General features: G+C 56.8%; 11 protein-coding genes. 1 reads left to right on the forward strand and 10 read right to left on the reverse strand.

Translation table 11 applies throughout. The annotated features are described in order from the left end of the window. The 4 genes from H522_RS0114390 to cbpB form a co-directional block, all read right to left on the reverse strand. The coding region (locus tag H522_RS0114390; RefSeq protein ID WP_026962876.1) for an ABC transporter permease family protein at positions 1 to 375 on the reverse strand (375 nt) is incomplete at its 3' end. A 151-nt stretch (positions 376 to 526) separates the two neighbouring features. Then, positions 527 to 2,215: an ABC transporter substrate-binding protein gene (locus H522_RS0114395; RefSeq protein WP_026962877.1), complete on the reverse strand. Its 1,689-nt coding sequence runs from the start codon at positions 2,213 to 2,215 to the stop codon at positions 527 to 529. Positions 2,216 to 2,414: 199 nt separating this feature from the next. Beyond that, positions 2,415 to 3,458: a LacI family DNA-binding transcriptional regulator gene (locus H522_RS0114400; RefSeq protein WP_026962878.1), complete on the reverse strand. Its 1,044-nt coding sequence runs from the start codon at positions 3,456 to 3,458 to the stop codon at positions 2,415 to 2,417. Between the two features lie 166 nt (positions 3,459 to 3,624). Beyond that, complete coding sequence (gene cbpB / locus H522_RS0114405; RefSeq protein WP_026962879.1) at positions 3,625 to 4,059, reverse strand: cyclic-di-AMP-binding protein CbpB; 435 nt, start codon at positions 4,057 to 4,059, stop codon at positions 3,625 to 3,627. 213 nt (positions 4,060 to 4,272) lie between these two features. On the opposite strand from cbpB, the gene speE reads away from it, so the two are divergent. Beyond that, positions 4,273 to 5,133: a polyamine aminopropyltransferase gene (speE, locus tag H522_RS0114410; protein ID WP_035454190.1), complete on the forward strand. Its 861-nt coding sequence runs from the start codon at positions 4,273 to 4,275 to the stop codon at positions 5,131 to 5,133. A gap of 50 nt (positions 5,134 to 5,183) precedes the next feature. Here speE and H522_RS19640 read toward each other — a convergent pair whose 3' ends face one another. Genes H522_RS19640 through H522_RS0114440 form a run of 6 tightly spaced genes read right to left on the reverse strand, consistent with a single transcriptional unit; the run spans position 5,184 to position 13,232 of the window. Next, positions 5,184 to 6,545 (reverse strand): glycosyl hydrolase family 18 protein, encoded by a 1,362-nt coding sequence (locus H522_RS19640; protein ID WP_051344312.1) that lies wholly within the window; start codon positions 6,543 to 6,545, stop codon positions 5,184 to 5,186. A gap of 60 nt (positions 6,546 to 6,605) precedes the next feature. Further along, complete coding sequence (locus H522_RS0114420) at positions 6,606 to 8,087, reverse strand: hypothetical protein (RefSeq protein ID WP_051344313.1); 1,482 nt, start codon at positions 8,085 to 8,087, stop codon at positions 6,606 to 6,608. A gap of 34 nt (positions 8,088 to 8,121) precedes the next feature. Beyond that, positions 8,122 to 9,039 carry a hypothetical protein gene (locus tag H522_RS0114425; RefSeq protein WP_026962882.1) on the reverse strand — a complete coding sequence of 306 codons (918 nt, stop codon included), beginning with the start codon at positions 9,037 to 9,039 and terminating at the stop codon, positions 8,122 to 8,124. Between the two features lie 56 nt (positions 9,040 to 9,095). Further along, a complete protein-coding gene (locus tag H522_RS20710; RefSeq protein ID WP_051344314.1) occupies positions 9,096 to 9,677 on the reverse strand; it encodes a cupredoxin domain-containing protein in 582 nt (193 codons plus the stop codon). 31 nt (positions 9,678 to 9,708) lie between these two features. Further along, the gene (locus H522_RS19650; RefSeq protein WP_051344315.1) at positions 9,709 to 11,541 is read right to left on the reverse strand and encodes an ABC transporter ATP-binding protein; all 1,833 of its coding nucleotides are present in this window, start codon (positions 11,539 to 11,541) and stop codon (positions 9,709 to 9,711) included. After that, on the reverse strand, positions 11,538 to 13,232 hold the full coding sequence (locus tag H522_RS0114440; protein ID WP_051344316.1) for an ABC transporter ATP-binding protein: 1,695 nt from the start codon (positions 13,230 to 13,232) through the stop codon (positions 11,538 to 11,540). Before H522_RS0114440 ends, H522_RS19650 begins: the two co-directional genes overlap by 4 nt. Between the last annotated feature and the right edge of the window lie 149 nt (positions 13,233 to 13,381).

Here is a 13,381-nt window from a genome sequence, read left to right on the forward strand (position 1 = left end):
GGCCACATAGATACCCGCCCCCGTGCCGGCGAAGACCGAAAGCAGCGTCGCCACCCCCACCAACGCAATCGTCCACGGCAGGCTGTGGCCGATGACCGCAGTCGTCGGCGTTGGGTAGTAGGTGAAGGATAGTCCCCAGTTGCCGGTTAACAGTCCTTTTAAATAATCGAAGTACTGCAGGATGAGCGGCTTGTTGCTAAAACCAAACTGCAGTTCCAAGGCGTGCAGCGCGTAGGGCGTCAGGTGGCCCTGAAACTTAGCGAACATGGCCTCGGCCGGATCGCCCGGCATCATCCGCGGCAGGATGAAGTTGATGGTGACCGCAGCCCACACCGAGATGACGAAAAACACCAACCGGTTGATGACGTATCGCACGCTCGCGCCTCCTTGAATACCGGCTTGAATACCAGGTTCTCGACATGCGGGGGGGCAGAAGGAGTAGAAATCCTTCTGCCCGGATGCAGGACCGACGCACTATGCGCAGTCCTGTCACTTCCCGCCGCAAACCCGCAATGCGACATTGAAACTAAGAGCGCGGTTTCAAGTGCATCACGACAATTTCCGGCGCTGGCCAAGCCCAGGCGGCAGGCGTCACATACGGATTGTTCGCATCTGGCCAACCGGTGTATTTGCTGTCGTTGTACTCATACCAGGTTGGGCCCTCGAAAAGCGGAATGGTCGGCAATTGCTCAGCGACAATCTTCTCAATTTTATAGACCGCCTGTTTTTGCGTGCTGGCATTAGTCGTCGTCGAGAACTCCTGCAACGCTTTCTCCACGTCGGAGTTGCTAAATTGCTCATAGTTTTGCGGACCATTCTTGCCGTACGTGGTTTTGTAGATGTAGTATGGATTGGGCCCTGTACCCGACGAATAAATGGCCAACTCGAATTTGTGGTCTTGCAGCATCGACATGTAGCCGCCGTACTGCTGCTGTTGAACCTGAACCTTAATACCGATTTTTTGCAAGTCTTGGGCAATCATCTGCGCCGACATATCCCAGTCGGTCCAACCCGCTACAACCTGAAGCGTAAAGGACAGTGGCTTTCCGTCCGGGGTCTCAAATACGCCACTTGAGTTCTTTTTGAAGCCCGCATCCTCCAGCAGCTTTATCGCCTGCTGTTGGTTATACGTAAACTGGGTGTCTTCTTTTGGCAGGCTGGGGTCGAGCCAGTCTCTCATAATCGGCAGTAGCACTCCGGTCGGATTGGAGGCCTGTGGATATCCGTATTCAGCCTTTTTAATTAAAGCGCTGCGGTCAATCGCCAAACTTATGGCCTTGCGCACCGTCAGGTTGCTGAGAATCGGGTTTTTCAGATTGGGAATCACCTGAACGTTGTTGTTGGGCGGGAACCAGTAATGGTTATTCGCGCTTTTAGACACATAGACGTTTTGGATGTTCGGGATGAACTGGCTCGACCAGTCCGCTTCCCCCTTGGCCAGCGCCAGGTTCGCCGAGTCGTTACTGCTGTACGCCGGCATGTCAATCTCCGGCACCGGCGGTTTGCCCAGATAGTAGTCCGGATTGGCCTTAAACTTGTAATCTTGGGACGAGAAGCTGTCCAGTACATACGGACCTGTGCCAACCGGATTCTCGTTGTTGGTCTTCTTTGGGTCCTGAACGTTTTTCCAGATGTGCTCCGGCACGATGTAGGTCTCCAGTACGTACATGGCAAACGGAACGTCGGGCTTCTTGAAATCGAAAACGACCTTGTAGTCACCGTCCGCCTTGACGTCTGCGAGTTCCTGCCATACACCACTGGTATCGAGCGCCGGATTTTTCTTCAACAGATTGAACGTGAACACCACGTCTTTGGACGTGAACTTCTGCCCATCGGACCATTTGACGTTGTCGCGCAGCGTCACAGTGAGCGTCTTGTTGCCATTACTCCACGACATGCTCTTCCCAAGGAGCCCATACTTCTCCGGTCCCACCAGGTTGTAATAAAATAACGGTTCATAGATAAATCCATCCGTTCCCGGATTGGCCGTCGTTTGGAACGGGTTGAAGTTCCGTTGAAAGCTGCCGTACGGTGCGGGCACCATCACCAGTGACTGCCCCTGTCCACTGCCGTGCGATGGCGTCGCATTGGTTTTGCCAGAGGAGCTGCTACCGTTGTTCGTGGTCCCACCAGACCCAGAACCACAGCCGGCGATGGCTGCCGAAAGCGCTATCGCGACAGCGGCGGCACTACTGATCTTCCAATGTTTTTTCATCTCTCATTCGACCTCCTTCGAAAGCTTCCGTCATATCGGCGTCAACGTGGATATAGACTGTGACCTGCAGTCAACGCCCGCATGCGCGTGCAGATCAGGTCTAACGGGCCGCGCTCGAAACCGATTTCTTTCGTGGGTGCACGGCACCACATGCCACACTCCCCCCCCTGATCTTTTCGGTTTCTCTCTTGTCTTTCAATCAGTTCTGCACTGGACGTCTTTCCACAGACCGCGGACTCCCTACGGTTTCGCGTACCACCAGCTCCGTGGGGACCGTGATGATGCTCGGGAGTTTTCCGGGTTCGCCAATCAGCCCCAGCAGCTCCTCGGCCGCCTTGCGCCCCATCTCTTCACGCGCCTGGCGGATGGTGGTCAATCCGGGTGTCACATACCGAGCCAAGGTAATGTCATCAAAACCAATCACCGAAATGTCCTTCCCTACCTCCAAGCCATGTTCACGAAGCGCGCGGATGGCGCCGATGGCCATCAGGTCACTGGCGCAGAATAGGGCCGTTGGCCGCTCGGCACACTCCAGCAGCCGGCAAGCCGCCCGGTACCCACTCTCTTCCATAAAGTCACCTTTCAAGATCCACTCCGGACGAAATGGAAGGTTGCGCCGACGCAGTTCCTGTTGGTACCCAATCAACCGGTCCTGTCCCGGTTTGGAGGCAAGTTCATCCCCGAAGAAAGCGATTTCTCGATGACCGCACTCGACCAGATAGCGAACCGCCGCCATCGCCCCACCAATGTTGTCGGAGGTCAGGTAACTGGCCCGCGAACCTACCAAATCTAAATCGATGAATACGCACGGAATCTGGCTGTTAGCCAGCTCGAGTAGTCTCGGGTCCATGCGTGGCACGCCGAAGACCAACACCCCATCCACTTCACGATGGCGGGCGCGTGCCTCGAAACCGCTTAACACCTCGTCCAATTGCCGATCGGCAAAAAACAGCACATCGTAGCCTTGACGTCCGACCACATCCCGAAACGCGGAAATCAAATCATTGAAAAACGGATGGCGCAGACCAACATTCACGTAGTCCTCGAAGAACACGCCAATGCACATGGTGCGTTTTGTCGCCAAACTACGCGCCACCGCGCTTGGCCGGTAGCCCAGTTCTTCCGTAATCCGCCGTACTTTCAACCGCGTTTCCAGGCTGACGTCCCGGTACCCGTTGAGTACTTTGGATACCGTGGCAGCCGAGACACCTGCACGCTTGGCTATGTCGTAGATGGTCGTCACACGGCACCTTCCTCGCTTATCAGAAAGCGCTTTCGAAAATATGGTAAGTCATTTTAGTTTTCACGATAGAATGAAATTCGACAGAAATTGTGGAACTCCTTCTAGATACATAAAAAATTTTTGAAGGCGGGACCTGCTCCCAAGGCCCCGCCCACCCCGGCCTCCTTTACGCGCGTTGATCGCGAACGAATTTGTAAAGCAGCACTAACAGCGCCCGCCGAGTCAGAATACCCAACAGTTCACCACCGTCTTCCACCACACACAGAAACGGCCGGTTGATGGACAATTCCAGCGCCCGCAACAGCGATTCCTGCGCCCGGATGCAGGGCACCTCCTTTTGCATGACTTGATCAACCGTGGATTCGGATAACTTTTCAAACTCAATTCGTTCGTTGCCTAGGATGGCATCGAGAATCATCGTCTTACTGATAATACCCTGAACGTGAGAGCGTGTATCGAGAACCGGAATGGCCGAGTAACCGCTCTTTATCAAGACCAAGAGTGCGTGTTCCAGGTTGTTGAACGGTTGGACACAAGCTACATTCTCCACTGGAATCAGCAAATCCCGGATATTCGTTGCCAGAATGTCCTTGTTCTGCATTTCCGTCACAAACGACGCCCTCCTAGCCTCTGCAACTTTACGCTCTTACCAGAGCTGCACCCCTGGATAGAGCGCCGCCCTCCATAATTGTACCTTGTTCCGGGCTCCGGATGGTGGCGATTCTCCGACACCACCCAAGCCTTCGTGTTCGGCATGAGTTCCGCAAATTTGCTAAACTGGTATTGAGGTCATGGTTCAAGGAGGAGATTGGCGTTGCCGTTTTGGTTTCACGAGCCGGCGGCCCCTGGGCACTTCCTCGGCTGGAAGGTAAACAAGATGCTGTACTCGGGACGGTCTCGTTTCCAGCAGATTGAATTTGTGGAGACCGAGGAGTTTGGCACAGCCCTGGTGCTGGATGGTGTCATGCAGACCACGGCCGGAGATGAATACATTTATCACGAGATGCTGGCCGGAGTTCCCTTGAGCGCTCATCCGAATCCCCAACGCGTGCTCATCCTGGGCGGCGGGGATTGCGGGTTGGCATCCACCGTCTTGCAGGACTCGCGTGTGCAAGAACTGAAGATGGTTGAGATTGACGAAGAAGTCGTCAGCCTGTCCTGTACATACCTGCCGCGGCACACGCGAAGCCTGCAGGACCCAAGGATGAGCATCACGTATCAGGATGGTGCCCAGTTCCTGAGCAATAGTCGCCCCGAGGTATACGACCTCATTCTGGTCGACTCGACCGATCCGGACACCACTGCTGGACAGTGGCTATACACGTCCGAGTTCCACGCGTCCGTTCTGCGCGCCTTGAAACCGGGCGGAGCATACGTACAGCACTCCGGCACGCCCTTTTACGATCCGGACGTTGTCCGCCGCGTCAGTCACGACGTGGCCGAGCGCTTTCCAACCTGCCAAGTATATTGGACAACCATCCCCACCTATCCGGGGGGTCTATTCACGTTTACCGCGGGCAGCAAAGGCCTCGACCTGAGCGTTCCGCGCACCCGGCTGTCCTGGCCAACGCGCTGGTACAACGAAGACCTGCACCGCGCCGCCTTTGCCTTGCCAGAATCGTTGAAGGCACTGCTGCCCGCGTCGGTCGTTTCCTCGTCGGCGTCCCCGAGCTGACACCGGACAGTAGGCAGGAAGTGGCGCCACCTCAAGGCCTCCCATAGGTTTTATAGGCGCCGCTTCTTGCGGCTTGCCGGCGTTCCTGCAGGTGCCGTTTGGCCACCCGGCGCCGTTTGTCCGCGTCGAACCTCGAACACATCACTCAACAAGTACCAATTCTGCGGGAAACTGTTGGGCAACACCCAATAACTTAAGCCTCGTAGCCGGTATTCCTCAATCAGATGAAACTTTGCTGCCACGCTCAGGGCGTCCTCAAACCATACCACGTGACGCCGCCCCTGTTCGTCCGTGTAGTGGAAATACGGAGACGCGGACGGCTCATCCCACAAGACTTCCGCTTCGCGCTCAATCGCCAATTCCATGGCCGATTCGGAGGATAACCCAGCGGCCCGTTCACCCTGCCGCCACGGCAAAGCCCAGTCATACCCGTAAAGAGCCATGCCCATCAAGATCTTGGTCGAGTCGATTTGGGACGTAGCATAATCCAACACGGCCTTCACCTGATTGATGGGCGCCACCGCCATCGGAGGACCACCGACCCATCCCCACTCATACGTCATCAACATCAGAAAATCGACAACAGCCCCCAGGGCACGGTAATCGAACGCCCCCATCCAAGAGGCCATCGGCATATCGGAAGTCTTGGGACCGAGCGCGATGGAGATCGACAACTGGTTTCTACGCGCCTCAGTCCCGACCTCGCGGACAAACTGATTGTACAGCTGGCGGTCTTCCGGACGCAGGTGTTCAAAGTCCACGTTGATGCCCGCAAACCCCTTTTGCCGAGCGACCTGCAGCATGTTGGCAATGAGCCGCCCACGAATCGAACTGTTGCTGAGAATCGTATGGGCCAGTTCGGTGTTGAACGTGTTGCCGTCAAAATTCGTCACCGTGACCAACGGCCGGATGCCAAGTCGCTTTGCAGCGCGTATCGCTTCCTCATCGTGCTGTGGCACCACACTCCCATCTGCCCGAGCCTGGTAGCTAAAGATGGAGAGGTATGTCAGGTTTTCGATTTCCGCAACGAGATTGGCATCGCTGCTGCTTCCTTGCGGCAGCAAATAAGCGTTCACTTCGATGGTTCGCCTTTGTACCACGGGTTCGGGAAGGTACAAGGTCCGCCCCGCGATCAGCGCCTCGGCCTCCCGATGCCCGAGCCAAGCACGCAGCTCTTGTTCCGTGACACCAATACGGCGTGCCAGCTGCGGTATCGTCTCCCCTGCCCTGACGACGTAGGGCTGTGCCATATAGCGATTGCGTGAAGGCAAGAGCAAGTGCAGGCCTACGGTCAACCGATCCCGCTGGCCTAATTCGTTCAGGCGTAGAATTCGTCGGGTGGAGACCCCAAATTTGTCGGCAATCCGGGTGACGGTGTCTCCCGGCTTGACGGTATATATCAACATCTTCATTCCGCCCCCCATGCATATCCTCGCTTACCCTATGCATGGGCGCCCTGCCATGTGCCGTGCTCAACCCGCCGTGTGCTGAGCCGGTTTGTGTACGAGGACCACGGCCGTGTCGTCCTGATAGACGACCTGCCAATCGGATTGACTCTCCAGATAGGTGACAATGGAGTAGCCCGGCGGGAACAAAGCCGCTTGAAACCGGTATTTACTCAATAACTCGGCACACTGCCACCACACGTTTTGCAGCGCCAGGTAATCATCAAACACGCCGCTTTTCAGGAACACGTCGGTCCGGCCATCGACGAAGGTCGGCACGCCGCGATAGATGAGGTAGCCGCCCCAGTCATACGCATTCAGGAGCCGCTTCGTCAGGCCGTGCCGCTCTAAGTAGTCGACCGCCGCCACCGGATAGGCACTGGTGCTCAGGTGCTTATCCAGCGGTCCTTTTACCCCATCCCAGTGGTGTACCCCATAGAGGGTGATGGCGGCAACAGCCACGGCGCTGATGCCCCGAGACACCCACCGGAGCCACCGCCAGTCGAACAAGTGGACCATCCGCTTCTCCCAATCCGCGAGGACCTGTGTGAGGAGCGGCACGGCGCAAATCGTGGTATAGGGCAAAAACCGCTGATAAATCAACGTCACGGCAAACGCGCCGCCAAAAAACAGAGTCTCCCGGAGCGGCAAGTGAACGGGACGTGCCAACAAGACCAGAAAAACGACAATCAGAAACGGAAGTACGACCTGCTGAAACGAGGCGTCATGGAAATTTGGAGAATGCCACTCCATGATGTTATCCACCAAGTCTTTGTTGGTCGACAACAATCCATAGGTGAACGCCTGCAGGTGGTTCGGATTGAGCAAGCCCAGGGCGAGGCCGATTCCGGAGGCGGCCAAGAGACGGATACGGATACCCCAGGAGAGACAGAAGGCTTGCAGTCGACCGATGGAGGGTACGAAACTAAGCATGACCTCAAGCAGAATCACGACAATTCCGATGCTGGCCGACGCGTGCGCGTTCGCCCAGAGCCACAACAGCGGCGGCAGCAACCAAATGATGGCCTGTCGGCCGTTGCGGATAAGGCTCAACGCCCAAAGAAACACCGTAAACAAGAGATACGACACCAGCTGCGGGCGCAAGGTCCAAAAGTCGAGCGCCACCCAGGTAGCGGTACAAGCCGCCAAGGCGCTTAAGCCGCGGGCACCTCCGGAGGCATTGACGCCAAGTCGGTAGAGCATAAAGACGGTCCATGCATGCAGGCCGGCGTACAACAACCAAGCCCCCAAGAACTGAAACCGCTTTGTCAACCACGCCAGGACGACTTCAAACAACCACTCATGGGTGACCCAGGGGTAGCCGCGCATCGTCCAGGAGAACGGGTCCGTGGTCGGTACCTCGTGGTGGGCCAACATGTAAAATCCGGCAGCCAGGTGCCAAGGGGTGTCCGGATCGGTCAGGGGGCGCATCGCGTATACTGCAAACCAAACCACCCATACCCAAAGCAAAGCATAGGGCCACAAAAACCATCTGCGCCGTTCGGACACTCGCTCACCCCCTTGCCGGTCGCAGGCAGACGCCCTAACGAATGACCGGATTGAATTCCCCTTGACGGCTCCGGAGGTGAACGTACAAGTTGGCTTGTGCGAGCATGGAGAACGGGGAAGTGAAGACAAGCACAATCCCGTTGACTACCACGGTGACAATCGGGTTATGGACAAAGCCTGCAACCAAAAGACCAATCGCGGCCTGCACCAAAGAAACAAAGAAAAACGTGACGACCAACACCCAAAAGACCCGCCAGCCTTGTTTGCGGGTCAGGTTCCAGGAACGGCGAATGGCCGACCACAGCATGATCGACTCTGTAAAGACGATGGGAGACGTCTGTGAGCAGCGCACAGCAATCCAGATTCCCACGACCAAAGCGGCCAGTGCGAAGATGCTGGCGACAATAACCCCGGCGACATTTCCACCCGCGACCGCGACCGCAAAGGAGGCTATTAGGCTGGCTATAAAGACCATCACAGTCAGCACAACCAACCACAAAAACCACCAGAGAACGGTAGTGACGGCCACGGCAAACAGGCGCCGGGCAGACACAGAGAGGGATTCATCTAAGGACGGAGATTTCCTGTGGGCCGCGAGGTGCAAGGATAAACGGAGCAGCATGCCGAACAACAGCGGCATCACCACAAGGGCGCGCAGCAAGCCGAGCACGGCGACCACCGCCGAATTATCGCCCGCAGTTCCGGTCGTCGCCTGCGAAGCGTTGAGCCATTGCTCCACCGATTTACTGTGCAAAAGCACCTGGAATACATCCGTCCACTGACTGACCGCATGGTAATCGAATATGGCGAGCAAGACCAAATACGGCACCAAAATGCACACGGTTGCCGTCAGCCAATAACGCACGTGCGCCCGATACTGAGACCAGGTCGCCGCCAATACCGCGCTCACCCGCACCTTGTCAAACTCAAAGTCTTTCCAGGAATCGGCCACGAATACATCCTCCCAATCCTCTCACATCCCCCCTATCATAGCATACGTGGGCATGGTCAACGGGTCTTTACCTGCGAATGTCCATGAGCATGCTTTGGTACAACCACCAGATATCCTTCCATCGGTCCTTCGTGGGCCGCGTCCTGGTGGCTTGTACAGATGAGCCGAAACACCCCGGGCTTATCCGCGTGGAATTGCAGAGACAACACCTGATTGCGCTGTACGACCCCCTGCACGTTATAGTGTTCGAGATACACCGGATGGGTGTGCCCCTTCAGCCCGCGAATGCGCAAATCGACTGTGTCGCCTTGGTTGACCACATACACGCCAGGGTCAAACCGATAAACCTCTTTCACCGATCCGTCCGCCTGTTTGGCCCGAATCTCATCGGTCACCACCTGATAGACGACCGGGTGTGAAGCTTTCGCGTCCGCATCGGCGCGAGCTGCCGCCCAGGCGATGGAGCTGGTCATCCCGCTGAACACCAGGGCGAACGACCAACCGACCGCCAGACACACACCACGGGCGCGCCAACGGATGCCAAGCCGAGCACACGGTTGACGGTGATGCCAAATCCTAATACTCCGCCCCCTTGGTCGACGAATGCTGCCCGTCTTACGTTGAACTTGCTGCGACAACGGACATATCCTCCTTCGGGTTAACCATTTTTTACCGGTTAGATTGCATCAACGGTCCCGATTTATACATGTCCGCTTCCGCCTCTATGCCGGATTTACGATGGAGATCCGCGTAATGACCACCCAAGCGCAACAATTCGTCATGGCTTCCTCGCTCGACAATGCGTCCTTGGTCCAAAACCAAGATTTGGTCGGCATGCCGAATGGTCGACAATCGGTGCGCAATCACCAGGGTCGTACGGTCCTTGGCCACCGCCGTCAGCCCGCGCTGAACCAGCGCTTCGGTACGGCTGTCGAGGTTTGCCGTCGCCTCATCGAGAATTAAGACCTTGGGATTTAAAGCGACAATACGGGCAAAGGAGATCAACTGCCGTTCCCCCATCGACAGGTTGGCTCCCTTCGCAAACAGGCGTGTATGGTATCCCTCCGGCAGGCGCTCAATGACCGTATCCGCCCCCACTGCGCGGGCCGCTCGAACCACGTCCTCCTCCCCGATATCCTCGCGAAACAGGCGGATGTTGTCGAATACGCTGCCCGTGAACAAGTAGACGTCCTGTTGTACCATACCGACCAACCGGTGGAGATCGGTCTGGCGTAGGCGTTGGATGTCCATGCCGTCAATACGGATGGATCCGCTGGACGGATCGTAAAAACGGACCAAGAGACTCATGATAGAACTCTTCCCAGCCCCCGTGGGGCCAACAATGCCGATGAACTGGCCCGGTTCCGCCGTGAAGTGGATGTCTTTGAGCACCGGTCGGTCGGGGCGGTAGCCAAACCAGACGTGATCAAACTCCACCCGCCCACGCACGGATGTTGGCTCAATGACCGTTGGCTTGGGCGGGTCGGTAATCGTCGGCTCTACCCGCAGCACCCCGCCGATGCGCTCCGCCGCCACCATCGACGACTGAAGGGTGTTCCACTGCTGGGTAATAGAGTTAATCGGCTGGAAAAACTGCCGAATGTAGCTGATGAACGCGTACAAGGTGCCGAACGGGATGGCATGGTGAAGGACGGCGGTGCCGCCGACCCAGGCCATTAGCGCCACCGCCACGTTGCCAAACAACTCCAGAGACCGGTTGAACATCACCGACAGGCGGTATTCCGCCACGTTGGCGCGGTAGTGGAGCCCGTTCAGCTCCGCGAAGGCTTGGGCCTGCCGGGACTCCTGGCGAAAAATCTGGATGATGCGCATGCCGGCGAGGTTTTCCGCCAGAAACGCGACGATGTTGGACAGGCGCGTGCGCGTCGTTTGATAGCGCTGCCGCAGACGCCGGCGAAACAACATCGAAATTGCAAAAATCACCGGGATGACCACCATACACTCGAGCGCTATCCGTGCATTTAATTGAAACATCGCCACAACAATCATGACAATGGACAGTCCGTCGCGGATGAGGCTGAGAAAAAACTGCGTAAAGAATTGACTGACCGTCTCTGTATCACTGGACACATTGGTAACGAGTCGGCCCAGGGCTCGCTCGTCAAAAAAGGCCATCGACTGGCGCTCGATGTGTTCGAATAAGTCCTGGCGAATGCGTTGAATCACGCTTTGACCGGTGTATTGCAGGAGCAAAATCTGGAGGTAGTTAGCGACGACGCCCACCGCCACCACCCCGATGTAGACGAGGCTGATGACGAACACCCCATGCAGATTGGGATGGGCCACCGAGATGTCGCTGTCTATGGCAATTTTAACCAAGTAGGGCTGTAGAACCGAAGTCGTGTTGAAAATCACGACCAGGGCCACGACAGCGAGGAAGTTCCATATGTATGGGCGCGCATACGGCAGCAGGCGCGTCAGGCTGTGTATCCCAGCACCCTGGTTGGGACGGACCGGCCCCGCGTTCGACGATGCACTCATCCCGCCACTCCTCCTTCCTCCTGCAGGGCATAGATGGAAGCGTACACACCACCGGCCGCCAGCAGTTCGTCGTGCGTCCCCCGTTCGACAATCACCCCATCGTCCAGAACGAGAATGAGATCGGCATGGCGCACGGCGGACAGACGATGGGCAACCACAATCGTAGTCCGGCCACGGCGGATTCGACGCAGGTTTTCCAGGATACGCTTTTCCGTGTTCATGTCCACCGCAGACAGGCTGTCATCCAAAATGAGAATCGGTGCTTGTTTAAGCAGTGCCCGGGCGATGGCCGTGCGCTGCCGCTGCCCGCCGGACAGGGTGATGCCCCGTTCCCCAATCAGGGTTTCGTATCTCTCAGGAAGCGCTGCGATATCGTCGTCCAAGCAAGCCAGCCGGGCGGCCTCGGTGATTTCTGCGGGTGTGACCTCTTCCCGCGAAAAGCCAATGTTTTCCCCAATACTGGTGGAAAACAAGAAGCCATCCTGAGGCACGTACGCAATCGCCTCGCGCAGATCGGCCAGGGACAGCTGACGGACATCCACGCCATCGATGAACACCGTACCCTGGGGCGGATCGAAAATCCGCGGCAAAAGATTGACCAACGTTGTCTTGCCGCCGCCCGTACGGCCGACAATTCCCACGGTCCAACCGGCCGGCACGTGAAACTCGATGTCGCGCAGGACCGTCCTGTGGCCGCCAGGGTATGTATAAGCCGGGAGTCGTACCTCAATCTCACCGCGAATCAGGTCCCGGCGCACAGGCCGAGGCGCGTCCACGATATCCGGCTGCTCGGTCAGCAAGACGTGCAAACGGCGCAGGGACGCAGAGGCACGTTGAAAGTTGTTGAAGACGAAGCCGAGTTGCTGAAGCGGCTGAATCATCATGGTCAAATACAGGGTAAATGCGACAAACTCGCCGAGGTGGATATGACCGGACACGGTCAGCGACCCACCGTACAAGAGCGCGATGGCAAAACTGATGGACCCCATCAGCGGAATCAAGGACTGAAACGTAGCGCTACGCCGAAACATCTTCATTTGGCGCTGAACAATTGCATCCAGTCTGGCCGCGAAGCGGTGAGCCTCCACCGGTTCATTCGAGGTCGCCTTGATGAGGCGAATGGCGGATAGGCTCTCCTCGGTGAGATCGGCCATATCGGACAAAGCCTCCTGCACGCGCCGAGACGCTTCACGCATCCTAGGACCGAAGTAAATGACAAATAAGGGCACCAAGAGAATCGGCAAGATGGACACCAGGGTGAGCCTCACGTTGACCGTGCGGAAGGTCATGTACAGAGTGGACAAGAGCAAAAAGATGGCGTTGGTCAGGATGTTCATTCCTCCCGCCAAAGCTTCCCGTACGGCCCGGACGTCGTTCAGGGCGTGGTTGAGCAGATCGCCCGTGCTGCGTTTGTGATAATACGCGGCAGACAGCCGCTCCCAATGGAGAAACAGGCGTTCGCGGAGCTGATACTCAAAAGTCCTTCCCAACTGTCCGTTGATCATCTGGCCGATGCCGTATAAGACGACATACAGGATGCCAATGATGAGCAAGGCGAGGCTGTACATCGCAATGCCATGGCCGGTCAAACGCCCAGCTTGCAGCGCGTCGGTAAACTGCCCAAGCACATGCGGAAACTGAACCGTGACCACTTCAGACGCCACAATCGATAAGGTGGAGAGGCCATACATCCATTTCTTGGTCCATAAAAACTGCTTGAGTAGGGTTTTTGGCTCGTCGATAGGTCGTGCACCCCCTGCGTCCCTAAAGATTTTGCCCTGCGTGAGAAACCGCCGCTTCAGCGCGTGAATATTGCGTGATACAGATATTTTACATCATA

Source organism: Alicyclobacillus herbarius DSM 13609, assembly GCF_000430585.1.
GTDB classification, from domain to species: Bacteria; Bacillota; Bacilli; order Alicyclobacillales; family Alicyclobacillaceae; genus Alicyclobacillus_G; species Alicyclobacillus_G herbarius.

What these genes read in the sequence shown, in the direction of transcription:
- H522_RS0114395 (WP_026962877.1), bottom strand. Translation starts at nt 2,215, where the DNA reads ATGAAAAAACATTGGAAGATCAGTAGTGCCGCCGCTGTCGCGATAGCG.
- cbpB (WP_026962879.1), bottom strand. Translation starts at nt 4,059, where the DNA reads ATGCAGAACAAGGACATTCTGGCAACGAATATCCGGGATTTGCTGATT.
- H522_RS19640 (WP_051344312.1), bottom strand. Translation starts at nt 6,545, where the DNA reads ATGAAGATGTTGATATATACCGTCAAGCCGGGAGACACCGTCACCCGG.
- H522_RS19650 (WP_051344315.1), bottom strand. Translation starts at nt 11,541, where the DNA reads ATGAGTGCATCGTCGAACGCGGGGCCGGTCCGTCCCAACCAGGGTGCT.
- H522_RS0114440 (WP_051344316.1), bottom strand. Translation starts at nt 13,232, where the DNA reads ATGTATGGCCTCTCCACCTTATCGATTGTGGCGTCTGAAGTGGTCACG.